Source organism: Streptomyces sp. NPDC052016 (genome assembly GCF_044548445.1).
Lineage (GTDB): Bacteria > Actinomycetota > Actinomycetes > Streptomycetales > Streptomycetaceae > Streptomyces.
In genome coordinates this window covers 104,244-121,530 of record NZ_JBIUBX010000016.1, presented here as the reverse complement: position 1 = coordinate 121,530, position 17,287 = coordinate 104,244, and the positions used below count along the sequence as shown (strand labels likewise).

The following is a 17,287-nucleotide window of genomic DNA, read 5'->3' as shown; positions in this document are numbered from 1 at the left end:
GCCCCCTGTGCACCGGCACCGTGGGTCAGGTCACGCTTACCGCCCGTTCCGTTCGGGCATGCAGGCGAATAGAGTCGAGACCGCCCCCGTTTCCGAGGACACGATTGCCATGCCTCGTCCGACTGTCGCACAGCTCACGTACGGTTCCTGCACCGTGATCCTCTCGGCGCTCGCCATGCTGGCGCTGTCACAGACGAGTTCGGGCTCCCTCATCGCGGTCATCTCCATCACCGCGGTCGCCCTCGGCGTACTCGTCGCCATGACGGTCCCGGTCCCCCGGCGGATCCCCGTCGTCGTGGCACGCTCCACCGTGGACGAGCCCGTACCCGCCTCGACCGCCCCGGTCCCCTCGGTCGCCGCCGTCGCCTCGGTGCCCGAGCCCGTCCGGGAGCCGTCGGCACGCTGAACTCCACGACCGAGGGCCCGCGCCTGCACCGGCGCGGGCCCTCGGTCGTGCTGTCTTCCCGTCAGGTGGTGCTGACCACCACCGTCTTGGCTGCCTTGTCGTGCAGGCCCTGCTTGTAGGGCTTGTCGAAGAAGCTCCAGCCGCCGCAGATCACCGTCCACAGACAGGCGCAGCAGAACGCGAACGGCACCCACAGCACCAGTGCCCGGACCAGCGAGGTCTGCACGGAGGGCGTCGAGCCGTCGTCCAGGTTGGCCACCCGCATGCCCAGCCACTTCTTGCCCAGCGTCTGCCCGGTCCGCGCGATCAGGACGGTGTCGTAGGCGATGTAGAGCACGGCGGCCACGAGGGACTGCGCGAGCGACTTGCCGACCTCGACGCGGTCGCCGTCCATCGTGTACTCGTTGACCCGCAGCGCCCACGTCAGCAGCCAGACGACGACCGCCACCAGCACCATGTCGATGATCCGCGCAAGCGTCCGCTTGCCGCTGTCGGCCAACGGGGGCATCCCCGCGAGCGGATCGGCCGGGTAGCCGCCGTACGGGTCGCCGCCGTAGGGACCGCCGCCGTACGGAGGCGGGGGCTGCTGCCCGCCGGGGGGCGGCGGCTGCCCCGCACCGCCGTACGGGCTGTCGTACGGCGAGCCCTGCGGGCCCTGCCCCTGACCGTACGGGGGCTGCTGCGGGGGCTGCTTCCGGAACGGGTCGTCCTCCGGCGGCTCGCCGCCGGAACCGTGGGGCGGTTCGGTCGTCATGGCCCGAGTCGACCGCGAACCCCGCGGCTCCGCATCCGGCGAGCGGCCGTCCGGGGTACGAGATTCCCTGCGCCGCCCGCGGTAGGGCGCGCTGGCCGGTCAGCCCGCCACGAACGTGTGCGCCGCCTTGTCGTGCCAGCACTGCCGCCACGGCCGGTCGAACAGGCACCACAGGACGCCGACGACACCGACGGCCAGCAGACCCGGCACGCTGTAGACGAGCCAGCGGCGCAGACTCGCGCCGAAGGACGGCGGCTCGTGGCCCTCGATGTCGCGCACCTCCAGGCCGAGCAGCTTCTTGCCCAGCGTGCGCCCCCACTTGGCGGTCGGCAGCGCCTCGTACACGATCCCGAAGACCAGCAGGACGGCGAGGACGATGCCGAGGTACGCGGACGTCGTGCCGTCCAGCAGCCAGACGGTGACGGTCTCCCCGCTGAGCTTGGCCGCGTCGATCTTGCCGTTGACGTGCTCGACGGCCTTCGTGCCGAGCGGGACGGCGGCGGCCGCGGTGACGGCGCCGAGGACGAGCGTGTCGACGAGGCGCGCGGCCAGCCGCTTGCCGAGGCCCGCCGGACGGGCCGCCGCCTGACGGCGGGCGGCCGCCTGGAAGGGGTCGTCGACCGGCGGCTTCCACGGGGCGACCGGCTGGTCGTCCCCGGACCCCGCCAGCCGGTGCACCTGCTGCGCCCAGGAGGGCTGGCCCCCGCCGGGCCCGGCACTCATGGGCGTGGCGGCCTGCACGGGGGCCGCGGCCGGCTGCGGGCCGGCGGGCTGCTGGGGGACGACCGGGGCGGGCTGGGGGCCGGCCGAGCCGGGTGCGGGCCCCTGGGCCGCGGGCTGGGCGACGGGCGGGGCCGTCTGCAGTCCCGCGGGGCTCTGCGGGGCCTGGGCGGCCGCCTGGGCCGCCGCGGTCCGCTCGGCCGCGGCCTTGCCCGCACCGAAGCCGGGCTTCGCGGCCGGGGCGGCCGTGCCGGCGGAGGCCTGGGCGCCGAGACCGGCACCGGAAGCCGCGGCCGCACCGGCACCCGGCGCGCCGACGGGCCCCTGGGCGCCGAAACCGGGGCCGGGGCCGGAGGCAGGGGCACCGCCGGGGCCCGCCGCGCCGACCGGACCCTGAGCGGCGAAACCGGCACCCGGAGCACCGTGACCACCGCCGGCGGCACCGGCGCCCGCTGAGCCCGACGCGCCGACCGGACCCTGAGCGGCGAAACCGGCCGCGGCCGGACCGCCCGCACCCGCCGCACCGGGACCGCCACCGGCCCCGGCCGTGCCCTGCGCCGACCCGCCCGGACCGGCGGAGTCCGGCGCGCCGAACCCGGTGGCCGCCCGGGCCTGCGGTGTCCCCGGCGCCGCCTGTCCCGCCCCTGCGGGTGCGCCCGTGCCTCCGGGCTGCGCCCCCGGGCGCGGGACGGCCGCGCGGAAGGTCATGGTGCCGTCGTCGGCGGCGGGACCTCCGGGGCCGGACGCCGCCGGCGGGGAGCCGGCGGGAGCGGATCCGGCCGTCGGGCGGCGGAAGACGAACGTGCCCGGGGAACCGACGTCGCCCGCGCCGGCATCGGGATCCTGCCCCGCCGCAGGGATCGGGGCCGCGCCCTCGGCGCTCGCCGGACGTCCGTCCTGCGGGGCCGCGTCCACCCGCGGGTCCTGGCCCTGCGGACCGCCCCAGGACACCCTGCGGTCCTGGTCGCCGCCGAAGCCGGACTGCTGGGAGCGGTCGGCGCCCCACGCGGACGCCGGTTCCGGCGTGCTGCCGTACTGCCCGGCGGGTTCCGGGTCCTCGTCGAAGAAGTGCGGGCCGGTCTCCTCGACCGAGGCGGCGGGGGCCACAGGGGCCGGAGACGCCGGGGAAGGCGCCGGCTGCGCGCCGGCCGGGGGCGTGAGCGGCTCGCCGTCGGACGGCGCCGGACGGCTGGTTCCGGGCACCCAGGAGGCGCCGTTCCAGTACCGGACGTATCCAGGGATGGACGGGTCCGGGTAATACCCTTCGCGGGGCCTGTCGTCGCCGGGGGCCGGAGTTGGGGCGCTCATGTCCGTCGTCCCGTATCTGCTCGGGGGTGGGATGGGGGCCTCCACATCTATCAGACGAGCGCAACCCCCACCGCCTGTCCCGCCGTACCCACCCCTTTCCGGGCAACCGCGTGCACGCCCTTCACACGTTCGGACCGCCGGGCGAAGAAAGTTCTCCGAACCCGCGTAATGCTCCGGCCCGCGCCCGCTCTCCCTTCCGTACGGACGCGTACGGACCCGTCCCGAGAGGAGAAACGGACATGAACCCCACCGTGGTGGAGCGCGAGCTCGAGCTCAGGCTCATCCTGTCGCCGGAACGCGCGATCCCCGTCCCGGCCCGGCTCGGCTACCGCAGCGACGACCCCTTCGCCGTGCACGTCACCTTCCACATCAACTCCGAGCACCCCGTCGACTGGACCTTCGCCCGGGAACTCCTGGTGGAGGGGGTGTTCCGGCCGTGCGGGCACGGGGACGTGCGGGTGTGGCCGGCGAAGGCGAACGGGCGCGGTGTCGTGCTGATGGCGCTGAGTTCACCCGACGGTGACGCGCTGCTGGAGGCGCCCGCCGCCCAGGTCTCGGCGTGGGTGGAGCGGACGCTGCGGGTGGTGCCCCCGGGGACCGAGGGCGACCGGCTCGGCATCGAGGGCGCCCTGGCCGACCTGCTCGCCCCGACCCCGGCGGACGACCTGTGGCTGTGCGACCCGCGGCCGGCGGAGGAGCCCACGGACGGGGAGTGAGCCGGCGCGGCGGGTCAGAAGAGCTTGCCCGGGTTGAGGATGCCCAGCGGGTCGAAGGCCGCCTTGACCGCCCGCTGCATCTCCAGGCCCACCGGCCCGATCTCGCGCGCCAGCCACTCCTTCTTCAGGACGCCCACGCCGTGCTCGCCGGTGATCGTGCCGCCTAGTTCCAGGCCGAGGGCCATGATCGCGTCGAAGGACTCGCGGGCGCGCCGGCACTCGTCGGGGTCCGTCGCGTCGAAGCAGACCGTCGGGTGGGTGTTGCCGTCGCCCGCGTGGGCGACGATCCCGATGGTGAGCCGGTGCTTCTCGGCGATGCGCTCGACGCCGTCGAGCATGTCCCCGAGCCGCGAGCGGGGCACGCACACGTCGTCGATCATCGTCGTGCCCTTGACGGCCTCCAGCGCGACGAGCGACGACCGCCGTGCCTGCAGGAGCAGTTCGGACTCGGCCGCGTCCTCGGCCGGGACGACCTGGGTGGCGCCGGCCGCCTCGCACAGCGCGCCGACGGCGGCGAGGTCGGCGGCCGGGTCGGTGGTGTCGAAGGCGGCGAGCAGCAGGGCCTCGGTGGTCTCGGGCAGGCCCATGTGGGTGAGGTCGTTGACGGCCTTCACCGTCGTACGGTCCATCAGTTCGAGCAGGGACGGCACATGGCCGCCGGCCATGATCCGGCAGACCGCGTCGCAGGCGGCGGCGCCCGACGCGAACTCGGCGGCCAGGACCAGCTGGGCGGGCGGCTGCGGCTTCAGCGCGAGGACGGCCCGTACGACGATGCCGAGCGATCCCTCGGAGCCGACGAAGAGGCGGGTGAGGTCGTATCCGGCGACGCCCTTGGCGGTGCGGCGGCCGGTGGACATCAGACGCCCGTCGGCGAGGACGACGTCGAGGCCGAGGACGTACTCGGCCGTCACGCCGTACTTCACGCAGCACAGGCCGCCGGAGGCGGTGCCGATGTTGCCGCCGATCGTGCACATCTCCCAGCTGGAGGGGTCCGGAGGGTAGTACAGGCCGTGCTCGCCCACCGCGCGGGAGAGCACCGCGTTGACGACACCCGGCTCGACGACGGCGATGCGGTCGACCGGGTTGATCTCCAGGATCCGGTCCATCTTCGTCAGGGACAGCACGACGCAGCCGTCGGAGGCGTTGGCGGCGCCCGACAGGCCGGTGCGGGCGCCCTGGGGGACGACCGGGACGCGCAGCGCGGTGGCGGTGCGCATGACGTGCTGGACCTGTTCGACCGTGCGCGGCAGCACGACCACGGCCGGGGAGCCGGCCGGGCAGAAGCTCGCCATGTCGTTGGCGTACGAGGCCGTGACGTCGGGGTCGGTGAGGACCGCGTCGGCGGGCAGGCCGTCGAGGAGGCGGTCCAGGAGGTTGCCGGTCGCTTCGTCCCGAGGAGCTTCGATACGGCTCATGATCACAGCGTCGCACCCGGGGCCATCGGTGTGAACCCCGTCTGCGGCACCCGGCGGAATGCCGGTGCCCGCTCGGCGCACTGGCGCACAGTGAGCGCCATGGACAGCGCCACGAAGACCGAAGACGACGGCGGGCAGCCGGGGACGTCCGGCCTCCGGGACGGGGCCCGCCCGGCCCGTGGCCGACGCCGCCTCCGGGTGCTCGGCGGTTCGCTGGCCGCCGGATGCCTGGTGCTGGGCGGGGTGCTGGTGCTACTGCCCGAGAAGCGGCCGCCCGGACCGCTGCCGGGGTCGCCGGCGCGCACGGCGGTCACCACCGGGGTGGCGGTCGCGCTGCCCGAACTGGCCCGGCTGATCCACCAGCACGAAGGCCATGTCCGCGAAAGTCCCCGGGACGCCCGGGCCTGGGCGGTCCTCGGGGCCGCCTACGTCGAGCGGGGCCGGCGCACCGCCGACGCCGCCTCCTACCCCAAGGCCGAGCGGGCGCTGCGCACCTCCCTCGAAGTGCGTCCCCGGCGCAACGTCGAGGCCCTCGACGGCATGGCCGCCCTCGCCAACGCCCGCCGGGACTTCCGGGCGGCCCGGGCCCGGGGGGAGGCCGCGCGCAAGCTGGCGCCGAAGCGGTGGACGACGTACGCGCAGCTCATCGACGCCTACACCGGGCTCGGCGAGTACAAGAAGGCCCAGGCCGCCCTGGGCCGGATGCTGCGGCTGCGCTCCGGATCCGCGGTGCTGGGGCGGGCCGCCGGCGTCTACCGGGACCGTGGCCGGCGCGAGGACGCGGCGGCCGCGCTGTCGGACGCGGCGGCCGGGGCGTCCACGCCCGCCGAGGAGGCGATGTGGCGGGAGCGGGCCGGGCAGCTCGCCTGGGAGCGCGGCGACCCGGAGGTGGCGCTGGGCCAGTTCCGGGAGGCGGTGCGCCTCGATCCCGACCAGCGGGCGGCGCAGGCGGGGCAGGGGCGCGCCCTGGTGGCCCTCGGGCGCACGCCGGAGGCGCTGGGCGCGTACCGGGCGGCCCTCTCCGGGCAGCCGCTGCCGCAGTACGCGCTGGAGCTGGGCGAGCTGTACGAGTCGGTGGGCCGTCCGCGGGCGGCCCGGGCGCAGTACGACCTGCTGCGGGAGCGAGTGCGGCGGGAGGCGGTCGGCGGGGTGGACGGGGACCTGGTCCTCGGCCGGTTCGAGGCCGACCACGGGGACCCGGCGTCCGCGGTGCGGCGGCTGAGCGCCGAGTGGCGGCGCCAGCCGGGGATCGAGGTCGCGGACGCGCTGGGGTGGGCGCTGCACCGGGCCGGCCGGGACCAGGAGGCGCTGCGGTTCGCCATGATCGCCACCGACCGGGCGCGCGGCGGTGCGGTGCGCAGCGCGCCGTACGTCTACCACCGGGGCATGATCGAGCGCCGGCTGGGGCGGTACGGGCCGGCCCGGCGGCACCTCGAGGAGGCGCTGCGGATCAACCCGCGGTTCTCCCCGCTGCACGCGCCCGTGGCCCGGGCGGCTCTGGCGGAGATGGGCGAGCCGGCGCTGACGGCTCCGCCCGAGGTACGGCCTTCGGCGGACCGGCCCGACAGGCGACCCTCGACGGACCGGCCCGAGCCACGGCCCCCGTCGACGGACCGGCCCGACGCACGACCCTCGACGGACCGGCCCGAACCACGGCCTTCGGCGGACCCGCCCGAGGCACGGCCTTCGGCGAACCCGCCCGACACGCGACTTCCGACGGACCGGCCCGACGCACGCCCCTCGACGGACCGGCCCGACACGCGGCCTTCGGCGGGCCGGCCCGAGGCGTGAGCCGTGCGGCGGCCCGCCCACGGCGGGACCCGCGGGTGACCTACAGGTTGCCGCGCTTGGCCTGCTCCCGCTCGATCGCCTCGAACAGGGCCTTGAAGTTGCCCTTGCCGAAGCCCATCGAGCCGTGCCGTTCGATGAGTTCGAAGAAGACGGTCGGGCGGTCCTGGACCGGCTTGGTGAAGATCTGCAGCAGGTAGCCGTCCTCGTCGCGGTCGGCGAGGATCTTCAGCTCGCGCAGGGTCTCCACGGGGACGCGGGTGTCGCCGACCCACTCGCCGAGGGTGTCGTAGTACGAGTCGGGCGTGTCGAGGAACTGCACGCCGGCCGCGCGCATCGTCCGCACCGTCTGCACGATGTCGTTGGTGTTCAGGGCGATGTGCTGGACGCCCGCGCCGCCGTAGAACTCCAGGTACTCGTCGATCTGCGACTTCTTCTTCGCGACGGCGGGCTCGTTGATCGGGAACTTGACCTTCAGGGTGCCGTCCGCGACGACCTTCGACATCAGCGCGCTGTACTCGGTGGCGATGTCGTCGCCCACGAACTCCTTCATGTTCGTGAAGCCCATGACCTTGTTGTAGAAGCCGACCCACTCGTTCATGCGGCCCAGCTCGACGTTGCCGACGCAGTGGTCGATGGCCTGGAAGGTGCGCTGGGCGGGCGGCTCGACGATCGGGGTCGCGGCCACGTAGCCGGGCAGGTACGGGCCGTCGTAGCCGGTGCGCTCCACGAGGGTGTGGCGGGTCTCGCCGTAGGTGGCGATCGCGGCGAGGACGACCGTGCCGTGCTCGTCCTTCAGCTCGTACGGCTCGGCGACCGACCGCGCGCCGTGTTCGAGGGCGTAGGCGTACGCGGCCCGCGCGTCCGGCACCTCGATGGCGAGGTCGATCACGCCGTCGCCGTGCTCGGCCACGTGCTGGGCGAGGAAGTGGCCCCAGGGGGTGGTGGGCTTGATCACCGAGGTGAACACGAAGCGGGCGGAGCCGTTCTCCAGGACGTAGGCGGCGGTCTCGCGGCTGCCGTTCTCCGGTCCGGAGTAGGCGACCAGCTTCATGCCGAAGGCGGTGGAGTAGTAGTGGGCCGCCTGCTTGGCGTTGCCCACGGCGAAGACGACCGCGTCCATTCCCTTGACCGGGAAGGGGTCGGCCTGCCGGGCGGTGTCGGGAGCGTGGTGTGTGGTCTGCGTCATAGCCGAAGCCTCACCCCGCCCGGCAAGGTGCGCAACACTTCCTTTGTTCGCTGGGCAATGTGTTCAGCGTCACGGCGGTTTCGGCGGGCCTTCTGTACAGGGTGACCATCACATGAGTGAGTCCGGGGCGCACCCGGCCGAAGGCGCTTCGGAGGCGTCCCGGAGGCGGACGTACCGCAGGAGAGGGGTGGACGGGCGTGGGGATCGATCGTCTGGACGGGCGGATCATCGTGCTGCTGGCGCGGGAGCCGCGCATCGGCGTGCTGGAGATGTCACGGCGGCTGGGGGTCGCGCGGGGGACCGTGCAGGCGCGGCTCGACCGGCTTCAGTCGAACGGAGTCATCCGGGGATTCGGGCCCGAGGTGGACCCGGCGGCCCTCGGCTACCCGGTCACCGCGTTCGCCACGCTGGAGATCCGGCAGGGGCAAGGGGCCGACGTACGGGCGCACTTGGCGACCGTCCCGGAGGTGCTGGAGCTGCACACCACCACCGGCAGCGGGGACATGCTGTGCCGGCTGGTGGCCCGCTCCAACGCCGATCTCCAGCGGGTCATCGACCGGGTCGTCGGTTTTGATGGGATCGTGCGGGCCTCCACCGCGATCGTCATGGAGAACGCCGTTCCGCTGCGGATCATCCCGCTGGTGGAGCAGGCGGCGGAGGACCGGGAAGGGCCTGGCCGACCTACGGGGTGAGGACGTGTGAGCTTCTGGGAGTACCTGGGCAACCGTCACCAGCAGCTGCTCTCCGACGCCTACCAGCACGCCGCCGTCGTCTTCCAGTGCATGGTCGTGGCGACCGTGCTGGGAGTGTTGATCGGGGTCGTCACCTACCGCAGCGGCTGGGCCGGCGGCCTCGCCACCACCGCCACCTCCACGGTCCTCACCATCCCGTCCCTGGCCATGATCGGTCTGCTGATCCCGGTGCTGGGCCTCGGCGTGCCGCCGACGGTGACCGCGCTGACGCTGTACGGGCTGCTGCCGGTGGTGCGGAACGCGATCGTGGGCCTGCGGGGCGTCGACCCCTCCCTGGTGGACGCGGCCAAGGGCATCGGGATGTCCCGGCTGACGCGGCTGCTGCGGGTCGAGCTGCCGCTGGCCTGGCCGCCGGTCCTCACCGGCGTCCGGGTCTCCACCCAGATGCTCATGGGCATCGCGGCCATCGCGGCCTTCGCCTCCGGGCCCGGCCTCGGCAACGAGATCTTCCGTGGCATCGCCTCCCTGGGCAGCAAGAACGCCCTCAACCAGGTCCTCGCGGGCACCCTGGGGATCATCGTGCTGGCCCTGCTCTTCGACGCCGTGTACGTCCTCCTCGGACGGCTGACGATCTCGAGGGGGATCCGTGCCTGAGTCCCATGGGGCGAGCATCGAGCTGGAGAACCTCACCAAGCGGTACCCCGGCAGTCCGCAGCCGTCCGTGGACAACGTCTCGATGGAGATCAGGGCGGGCGAGACCGTCGTCTTCGTCGGCCCGTCCGGCTGCGGCAAGTCCACGACGCTGAAGATGATCAACCGGCTGATCGAGCCGAGCGGCGGCCGCATCCGCATCGACGGCGAGGACGTCACCGGCATCGACCCGGTGAAGCTCCGCCGCACGGTCGGATACGCCATCCAGTCCTCCGGTCTCTTCCCGCACATGACCGTCGCCCAGAACATCGCCCTCGTCCCGAGGATGACCGGCTGGCCGAAGGCGCGGATCAGGGACCGGGTGGAGGAGATGCTCGACCTGGTCGGACTGGACCCCGGGGAGTTCCACGGCCGCTATCCGCGCCAGCTGTCCGGCGGGCAGCAGCAGCGGGTCGGCGTGGCGCGGGCGCTCGCGGCGGATCCGCCGGTGCTGCTGATGGACGAGCCGTTCGGCGCCGTCGACCCGATCACCCGGGACCACCTCCAGGACGAGCTGATCCGGCTCCAGCAGGAACTGCACAAGACGATCGTGTTCGTCACCCACGACTTCGACGAGGCGATCAAGCTGGGCGACCGGATCGCGGTGCTGCGCGAGCGCTCGCACATCGCGCAGTTCGACACCCCGGAGGCGATCCTCACCAACCCGGCGGACGACTTCGTGTCGGGGTTCGTGGGCGCGGGGGCGGCGCTGAAGCGGCTGAACCTGACCCGCGTGCGGGACGTCGCGATCACCGACTGCCCGACGGCCGTCGTGGACGACCCGCTGCAGTCCATCTTCAACCGGCTCAGGTCCAGCGGCACGAACGAGATCCTGCTGCTGGACAGGCGCGGCCGGCCCTACAAGTGGCTGCGGCGCGGCGACCTGATGCGCGCCAAGGGGTCGCTGGCCCGCGCGGGCACGCTGGTGACCGACACCGTGACCAGGGACGCGACCCTGCGGGACGCGCTGGAGGCGGTCCTGACGGACAACACCGGGCGGGTCGCGGTCACCGGGCGGCGCGGCGAGTACACCGGGGTCGTCGACATGGAGACGCTCCTGAACTCCGTGCACGAGCTGCTGGAGGGCGACCGGCTGGAGGCGCTGGAGGCACAGCACCATCTGGAGGAGGCGCGGGCCCCGCAGACGCACGCGGAACAGGAGGGACATGGCGGGGAGGTGACGGCATGACCGCTCCCGACCTGGACGAACGGCTGCGGGAGGAGGGCGCGGAGGCGGAGCGCCCCCCGCCCGCCGTCCCGCAGCGACGCGTCACCTGGCAGAAGCTGACCGTCCTGCCCTGTTTCCTGATCGCGCTGCTGCTCGGCACCTGGCTGTGGTTCCAGCAGGCGGACCTGGACCCGATCTCCGAGAACGCGCTGTCCGGCGGGCAGGTGTCGAAGGCGCTGTGGCAGCACATCGGACTGACCGTGATCTCCACCTTCTTCGTGCTGATCATCGCGATCCCGCTGGGCGTCCTGCTCACCCGCGGACCACTGCGCAGGGCCACCCCCTTCGCGACGGCCGTCGCCAACACGGGGCAGGCCGCGCCGGCGATCGGCCTGCTCGCGCTGCTGGTGATCTGGCTGGGCACGGGGATGAAGGCCGCCCTGATCGGCATCATCGTCTACGCCGTCCTGCCCGTCCTCTCCAACACCGTCGCCGGCCTCGAGGCGAACGACCCGACACTGCTGGAGGCCGCGCGCGGCATCGGCATGTCGCCGGTGGGCGTGCTCACGAGGGTGGAGCTGCCGCTCGCGGTCCCGCTGATCCTGGCCGGCGTCCGTACCGCCCTGGTCCTGAACGTCGGTACGGCGACCCTGGCGACCTTCGGCGGGGGCGGCGGGCTCGGCGTCCTGATCACCGCCGGCATCACCAACCAGCGCATGCCGGTGCTGGTGCTGGGGTCGGTCCTGACCGTGGCCCTGGCCCTGCTGGTGGACTGGCTGGCCTCACTGGCCGAGCTGCTGCTGCGGCCGCGGGGTCTGGAGGCGGGGAGGTGAGGCGCGTGGTGTGCCTGGCGGCGATTCTGGTGCTGGCCTCCGGATGCGGTCTGACCAGCGGCTCCCCGATGGTCGACGACGTCTCGCCCGGGTCGATCGGACAGGGCCGGCCGCTGGAGGGCGCCCACCTCACCGTGACGTCCAAGTCGTTCACCGAGAACCTCATCCTCGGCGCGATGATCGGCATCGCCTTCCAGGCGGCCGGCGCGGAGGTCCTGGACCGCACCGGCATCCAGGGCTCCATCGGCTCGCGCGAGGCGGTCCGCAAGGGCGACGCCGACGCCTCGTACGAGTACACGGGCACCGCCTGGATCACGTACCAGGGCAACAGCGAGCCCATCCCGGACCCGCGGCGGCAGTGGCAGGCCGTGCACGACGCCGACCTGAAGAACGGGCTGACCTGGCTGCCGCCCTCGCGGCTCGACAACACCTACGCGCTGGCGATGAACCGGGCGAACCACGAGAAGTACGGGACGAGGACGCTGTCGGACGTGGCCGCGCTGTCGACGTCGGACCCCGGTGCGGTGTCCCTGTGCGTGGAGGGCGAGTTCGCCAACCGGGCGGACGGCCTGCCGGGCATGCAGAAGGCGTACGGGATGAAGGTGCCGGCGTCGCGGATCACCCAGATGGACACCGGGATCATCTACACGCAGGCGGCCAAGGGGAGCTGCACGTACGGGGAGGTGTACACCACCGACGGGCGCATCAGGTCGATGGACCTGGTGGTGATGGCCGACGACAGGACGTTCTTCCCCCACTACAACGCGGCGCCCCAGATCAACACCCGGACGCTGGAGAAGTGGCCCGCCATCGCGGACGTGCTGAACCCGGTCACGAAGAAGCTGGACAACACGGTGGCGCAGGAGCTGAACGCGAAGGTGGACGTGGACGGGGAGGACCCGCACCAGGTGGCGCTGGAGTGGATGAAGGAGCAGGGGTTCGTGAGGTGAGCGGCGTGGCGCCGGGGGCGTGAGGGACGTCGCGAGACCTTCAACAGGCCGATGACGCGGGGCGCCGTGAGACCTTCAGCAGACCGGTGACGCGGGACGTCGGGAGACCTTCAGCAGGCCGGTGACGCGGGACGTCGGGAGACCTTCAGCAGGCCGGTACCGAGCCCTTGCCACTCTCCAGGGCGACCAGGGAGGACACCGCACCCTTGAGGGTGGTCACCGGGATCAGCCGCAGGCCCTCGGGCAGTTCGGCCTTGGCCTCGGAGCACTCGTCCTTCGGCACGAGGAAGACGGTGGCGCCGTCCCGGCGGGCGGCCTGCGTCTTCAGCCCGACCCCGCCGACCGCGCCGACGGTGCCGTCGGCGTCGATGGTCCCCGTCCCGGCGACGGTGCGGCCGCCCGTGAGGTCGCCGCCGCTGCCGTCGCCGTCGAGCTTGTCGACGATCCCCAGGGAGAACAGCAGACCCGCACTGGGGCCACCGACGTCGGCGAGCTTCAGCGTGACCTCGATGCCGTCGTCGGCGCGGTCGAGGTACCTCAGGGCGGCCTGCGTGGCGGCGTCCTGCGACTCCTTCATCTGCTCGGTGTTGTACTGCTCGATCTCCTTGGGGCTCTCACCGCTGGGGTACACCGAGTCACGCGGCATCACGGCCTGGTCGGTCCTGAACCAGCCGTCGACCACGTCACCGAGCGAGACGTCGGCCTCCGGGCCGGTCGCCTCGATGGTCGTCATCCGCAGCTGCCCGCTCGTCTCCCGGGTGGGCGCACCGGAGATCGTGATCACGGGGGCGCCCTTGTTCTCCCCGAGCACGTCCGCCGTCATCCCAGGCTGCGCCACCGAGAACGGCAGCGGCGCGAGCCCCGCGGTGGCGATCAGTGCCACCAGCGGGGCAGCACAGAGAGCGAGGGCCTGAGAACGCGTGAGGCGAGAGAGCACGAGGTCAATCTAACGCGAGGGCGTGGACCGGCCGTGCGCCGGTCGCCCGCGGAGCCGCGGTCCCGCCCGGCGACACGGCGCCACCAGGTGTCTCCGACTCCCGGCTTCGCTCGGGCGGGAAAACCCTCACCACCCACCCGTGCCACCCCGGCGCGGCCGGGCCCCGCGCTAGCGCAACGCCTCCGCCACCTCCCGTGCCGCGTCCACCACCCGCTGCCCCACTCTCTCCGGCACCGCGTCGGCCAGCATCACCACACCCACACTGCCCTCGACGCCGGTCACCCCCAGCAGCGGCGCGGCCGCACCGCTGGCCCCCGCCTCCAGCTCCCCGTGCGTCAGCGTGTACCCGGGATCGTCCAGCGACCGCTGCCGCGCCGCGAGGATCGCCTTGCCCGCCGCACCCCGGTCCAGCGGATGCCGGAACCCCGCCCGGTACGCCACGTGGTAGTCGGTCCACGTCGGCTCCACCACGGCGACGGCCAACGCCTCCGCGCCGTCGACGAGGGTCAGGTGCGCGGTCGCCCCTATGTCCTCGGCCAGCGACCGCAGGGCGGGCAACGCCGCCTCCCGCACCAGCGGGTGCACTTGGCGTCCCAGCCGGAGCACCCCCAGCCCGACCCGGGCTCGTCCGCCCAGATCGCGCCGTACGAGTGCGTGCTGCTCGAGCGTGGCGAGCAACCGGTACACGACGGTCCGGTTCACGCCCAGTTTGTTGGAGAGTTCGGTGACGGTCAGCCCGTGGTCCGTATCGGCCAGCAGTTTGAGGACCCTCAGTCCTCGATCGAGCGTCTGGGAGGTCTCCGCGGTCACGACGCCCACTCCTTAAGTGGTGAGGTCGGCGGCCCCCTCGCGGCGGATGCGTCACCGAGTCCCGTCAGTGACGCGCTTCAGAGGCCGCCGATCGGCAGGTGGGCCCGGCGGTGTCCGGGCCCGGTCGCTTCACGGCTGCGCTCCGCGGCGGCGCTGCCACGGGGCGTGTGCGTAGCGGGACAGTAGCGAAGCAGGTTCGCTGAGCGGAAGGCTCCGTCCAGAATCCGGTCAGTGGCCGGTATGGACTACCTGCGTTTGCCCCGATACGTACGGCGCGCGCCACGGGCGCCAAGGGTCGACACGCCCCCAACCCGCCGGCGCGGGGCGCCACTTCACCGCGCCCCCGGGCAGGACGTCACCGCACCCGCGTCCCGGGCGGGGACGTCACTTCATCCGGGTCGCCCACTCCTGCACCTTGGCGATCCGCTGCCGCAGCTGCCCCGCCGTGGCCTCGGCGCTCGGCGGTCCGCCGCAGACCCGGCGCAGCTCGGTGTGGATGACGCCGTGCGGCTTGCCGCTCTGGTGGACGTACGCGCCGACCATCGTGTTGAGCTGCCGGCGCAGCTCCATCAGCTCCTTGTGCGAGACGACCGGCCGCCGCTCGGCGGGCAGCTCCAGCAGGTCGGCCTCCGTGTCCGGCTTCTTCCGGCTGTGCGCGATCTGCTTCGCCTGCCGCTTCTGCAGCAGGAGCTGGACCTGCTCGGGTTCCAGGAGCCCCGGGATGCCGAGGTAGTCCTGCTCCTCCTCGCTGCCCGGATGGGCCTGCATGCCGAACTCGGCGCCGTTGTACATCACCCGGTCGAAGACGGCGTCGGACTCCAGCGCCTCGAAGGGCAGCATGTCCTGCTCGCCGGTGTCCTCGTCCTGCTCCCGGTTCGCCTCGTCCATCTCCTTCTCGGACTCGGCGTACGGGTCCTCCTCGTCCCCGCCCTTCTTGGGCTTGTCCAGGACGTGGTCGCGCTCGCGCTCCATCTCGTTGGCGAAGCCGAGCAGGTCGGGCACGGTCGGCAGGAACACGGAGGCGGTCTCGCCGCGCCGCCGCGACCGTACGAAACGCCCGACGGCCTGCGCGAAGAACAACGGCGTCGAGATCGTCGTCGCGTACACCCCGACCGCGAGCCGGGGAACGTCGACGCCCTCGGACACCATCCGCACCGCGACCATCCAGCGGTCGGTGTTGTTGCTGAACTCGTCGATGCGGTTGGAGGCTCCGGCGTCGTCGGAGAGGACGAGGGTCGCCTTGGTCCCCGTGATCTCCCGGATCAGCTTGGCGTAGGCGCGCGCCGAGTCCTGGTCGGAGGCGATGACCAGCGCCCCCGCGTCCGGGATGGCCTTCCTGACCTCGGTGAGCCGCTGGTCGGCGGCGCGCAGCACGCTGGGCATCCACTCGCCGCGCGGGTCCAGGGCCGTCCGCCAGGCCTGGCTGATCGCGTCCTTGGTCATCGGCTCACCGAGCCGGGCGGCGATCTCGTCGCCGGCCTTCGTCCGCCAGCGCATGTTGCCGCTGTAGGAGAGGAAGATGACGGGCCGGACGACGTGGTCGGCGAGCGCGTTGCCGTACCCGTACGTGTAGTCGGCGGCCGACCGCCGGATCCCGTCGTTCCCCTCCTCGTACGTCACGAAGGGGATGGGGTTGGTGTCGGAGCGGAACGGCGTACCGGTCAGCGCGAGCCGCCGCGTGGCCGGCTCGAACGCCTCCAGGCAGGCCTCGCCCCACGACTTGGAGTCACCGGCGTGGTGGATCTCGTCGAGGATGACGAGCGTCTTGCGCTGCTCGCTCCGGTTGCGGTGCAGCATCGGCCGCACGCCGACGCCCGCGTACGTCACCGCGACGCCGTGGTAGTCCTTGCTGAGCGGTCCCGCGCTGTACTCGGGGTCCAGCCGGATGCCTATCCGCGCGGCCGCCTCCGCCCACTGCTTCTTCAGGTGCTCGGTCGGCGCGACCACGGTCACCTGCTGCACGACGTGGTGGTGCAGCAGCCAGGAGGCGAGGGTCAGCGCGAAGGTCGTCTTGCCGGCGCCGGGGGTGGCGACGGCGAGGAAGTCGCGCGGCTGCTCCTGGATGTACTTCTCCATCGCCCCCTGCTGCCAGGCACGCAGCTTGCTGGCGGTGCCCCAGGGGGCGCGGCCGGGGAAGGCGGGAGAGAGGTGGTGGGAGGACGAGGCGGCGGTGGTAGTCACGGTCTCCGGGTTCGGTGGGGTCGGGCGGCTCGGCTACGTATGACAACCGGGCCACCCTACCGGCGGCCCGACCCCGTCGACGCGCCGACGAGGCCGGGTCGCCCCCGGGTGGGATTCACGTCACAGAGACCTCAGCCGCCCCGCGATCACCCCGACGTCGCCGACCTCCCCGGAGGCGACATCGACGACGAGGCCGTACGCCACGTCCTGGTCACAGCCGGTGAGGTCCACGCCGTTGAGGGCGAGGAAGGCGGCGGTGGCCAGCCACGCGGTGCGCTTGTTGCCGTCGACGAGAGGGTGGTTGGCGGCGAGGCCGTGCAGCAGGGCGGCAGCCTGCTCGTACAGGTCGTCGTAGGCCGGCGTGCCGAACATGCGGGCGCGGGGCCGGTGCACGGCGGAGGTGAGCAGCCCTGGCGCACGGACCTCCGGCGCCCGCCCGCCGAACGCGATCCGGGCGATCTCCGTGACCTCGGCGACGGTGAGGTGTCTGCTCATTCGCCGAGCCTCCGCAGCAGCTCCGCGTGGGCGTCGGCCAGCCGCTCGGCGACAGCGCGCACCCCTGCCGCCTCCTCCTCCAGCCGCTTGCGCACGGCGTCCAGCGCGATGTCCTCCGGACTGCGGCCGGTGGCGTCCGCGAGGTCGTCCAGGGCGTCCCGGAGGCCGGGTGTCAGGGGAAGGGTGAGCTCTTGCATCCGGTGAGAGTACGGCCGTGATCGCCCGCCGGCGACCC

At 73.1% G+C, this 17,287-nt stretch carries 17 protein-coding genes; 8 read left to right on the top strand and 9 right to left on the bottom strand.

The features are described 5' to 3' along the window. Window positions 1-109: 109 nt before the first annotated feature. Window positions 110-406, top strand: coding sequence for a hypothetical protein (locus tag ACIHAR_RS21070; RefSeq protein ID WP_365462018.1), 297 nt, complete (start codon window positions 110-112; stop codon window positions 404-406). Window positions 407-467: 61 nt separating this feature from the next. On the opposite strand, the gene ACIHAR_RS21065 is transcribed toward ACIHAR_RS21070, so the two are convergent. Beyond that, window positions 468-1,160: an RDD family protein gene (locus ACIHAR_RS21065; protein WP_365462020.1), complete on the bottom strand. Its 693-nt coding sequence runs from the start codon at window positions 1,158-1,160 to the stop codon at window positions 468-470. A 99-nt stretch (window positions 1,161-1,259) separates the two neighbouring features. Then, complete coding sequence (locus ACIHAR_RS21060) at window positions 1,260-3,188, bottom strand: RDD family protein (RefSeq protein ID WP_400020975.1); 1,929 nt, start codon at window positions 3,186-3,188, stop codon at window positions 1,260-1,262. Window positions 3,189-3,427: 239 nt separating this feature from the next. On the opposite strand from ACIHAR_RS21060, the gene ACIHAR_RS21055 reads away from it, so the two are divergent. Then, window positions 3,428-3,904 (top strand): SsgA family sporulation/cell division regulator, encoded by a 477-nt coding sequence (locus ACIHAR_RS21055; RefSeq protein WP_365462024.1) that lies wholly within the window; start codon window positions 3,428-3,430, stop codon window positions 3,902-3,904. 14 nt (window positions 3,905-3,918) lie between these two features. Here ACIHAR_RS21055 and ACIHAR_RS21050 read toward each other — a convergent pair whose 3' ends face one another. Then, window positions 3,919-5,325, bottom strand: coding sequence for an FAD-linked oxidase C-terminal domain-containing protein (locus ACIHAR_RS21050; protein WP_365462026.1), 1,407 nt, complete (start codon window positions 5,323-5,325; stop codon window positions 3,919-3,921). Window positions 5,326-5,418: 93 nt separating this feature from the next. On the opposite strand from ACIHAR_RS21050, the gene ACIHAR_RS21045 reads away from it, so the two are divergent. Then, complete coding sequence (locus ACIHAR_RS21045) at window positions 5,419-7,110, top strand: tetratricopeptide repeat protein (protein WP_400020972.1); 1,692 nt, start codon at window positions 5,419-5,421, stop codon at window positions 7,108-7,110. Between the two features lie 40 nt (window positions 7,111-7,150). Here the strand turns inward: ACIHAR_RS21045 and hppD are convergent, their stop codons facing one another. Beyond that, on the bottom strand, window positions 7,151-8,296 hold the full coding sequence (gene hppD / locus ACIHAR_RS21040) for a 4-hydroxyphenylpyruvate dioxygenase (protein ID WP_388754760.1): 1,146 nt from the start codon (window positions 8,294-8,296) through the stop codon (window positions 7,151-7,153). A gap of 197 nt (window positions 8,297-8,493) precedes the next feature. Here hppD and ACIHAR_RS21035 point away from each other — a divergent pair, with 197 nt between their 5' ends. The 5 genes from ACIHAR_RS21035 to ACIHAR_RS21015 are packed head-to-tail and all read left to right on the top strand — an operon-like array spanning window position 8,494 to window position 12,629. Next, the gene (locus ACIHAR_RS21035; protein WP_365462032.1) at window positions 8,494-8,988 is read left to right on the top strand and encodes an Lrp/AsnC family transcriptional regulator; all 495 of its coding nucleotides are present in this window, start codon (window positions 8,494-8,496) and stop codon (window positions 8,986-8,988) included. 6 nt (window positions 8,989-8,994) lie between these two features. Further along, window positions 8,995-9,642 carry an ABC transporter permease gene (locus ACIHAR_RS21030; protein WP_365462034.1) on the top strand — a complete coding sequence of 216 codons (648 nt, stop codon included), beginning with the start codon at window positions 8,995-8,997 and terminating at the stop codon, window positions 9,640-9,642. Then, complete coding sequence (locus ACIHAR_RS21025; protein ID WP_365462036.1) at window positions 9,635-10,867, top strand: betaine/proline/choline family ABC transporter ATP-binding protein; 1,233 nt, start codon at window positions 9,635-9,637, stop codon at window positions 10,865-10,867. Before ACIHAR_RS21030 ends, ACIHAR_RS21025 begins: the two co-directional genes overlap by 8 nt. Further along, a complete protein-coding gene (locus ACIHAR_RS21020; RefSeq protein WP_365462038.1) occupies window positions 10,864-11,679 on the top strand; it encodes an ABC transporter permease in 816 nt (271 codons plus the stop codon). Before ACIHAR_RS21025 ends, ACIHAR_RS21020 begins: the two co-directional genes overlap by 4 nt. Next, entirely contained in the window at window positions 11,676-12,629 is a 954-nt protein-coding gene (locus ACIHAR_RS21015; protein ID WP_400020968.1) for a glycine betaine ABC transporter substrate-binding protein, read from the top strand. The genes ACIHAR_RS21020 and ACIHAR_RS21015 overlap by 4 nt, the downstream gene beginning before the upstream one ends. 145 nt (window positions 12,630-12,774) lie before the next feature. Here the strand turns inward: ACIHAR_RS21015 and ACIHAR_RS21010 are convergent, their stop codons facing one another. The 5 genes from ACIHAR_RS21010 to ACIHAR_RS20990 form a co-directional block, all read right to left on the bottom strand. Beyond that, window positions 12,775-13,566 (bottom strand): S16 family serine protease, encoded by a 792-nt coding sequence (locus ACIHAR_RS21010; RefSeq protein ID WP_365462042.1) that lies wholly within the window; start codon window positions 13,564-13,566, stop codon window positions 12,775-12,777. 168 nt (window positions 13,567-13,734) lie between these two features. Beyond that, entirely contained in the window at window positions 13,735-14,376 is a 642-nt protein-coding gene (locus tag ACIHAR_RS21005) for a helix-turn-helix domain-containing protein (protein ID WP_365462044.1), read from the bottom strand. Between the two features lie 384 nt (window positions 14,377-14,760). After that, the gene (locus tag ACIHAR_RS21000) at window positions 14,761-16,557 is read right to left on the bottom strand and encodes a DEAD/DEAH box helicase (RefSeq protein WP_365462046.1); all 1,797 of its coding nucleotides are present in this window, start codon (window positions 16,555-16,557) and stop codon (window positions 14,761-14,763) included. A gap of 120 nt (window positions 16,558-16,677) precedes the next feature. Then, window positions 16,678-17,052 (bottom strand): type II toxin-antitoxin system death-on-curing family toxin, encoded by a 375-nt coding sequence (locus ACIHAR_RS20995; RefSeq protein WP_365462048.1) that lies wholly within the window; start codon window positions 17,050-17,052, stop codon window positions 16,678-16,680. Continuing rightward, window positions 17,049-17,249, bottom strand: coding sequence for a hypothetical protein (locus tag ACIHAR_RS20990; RefSeq protein ID WP_400020964.1), 201 nt, complete (start codon window positions 17,247-17,249; stop codon window positions 17,049-17,051). Before ACIHAR_RS20990 ends, ACIHAR_RS20995 begins: the two co-directional genes overlap by 4 nt. Between the last annotated feature and the right edge of the window lie 38 nt (window positions 17,250-17,287).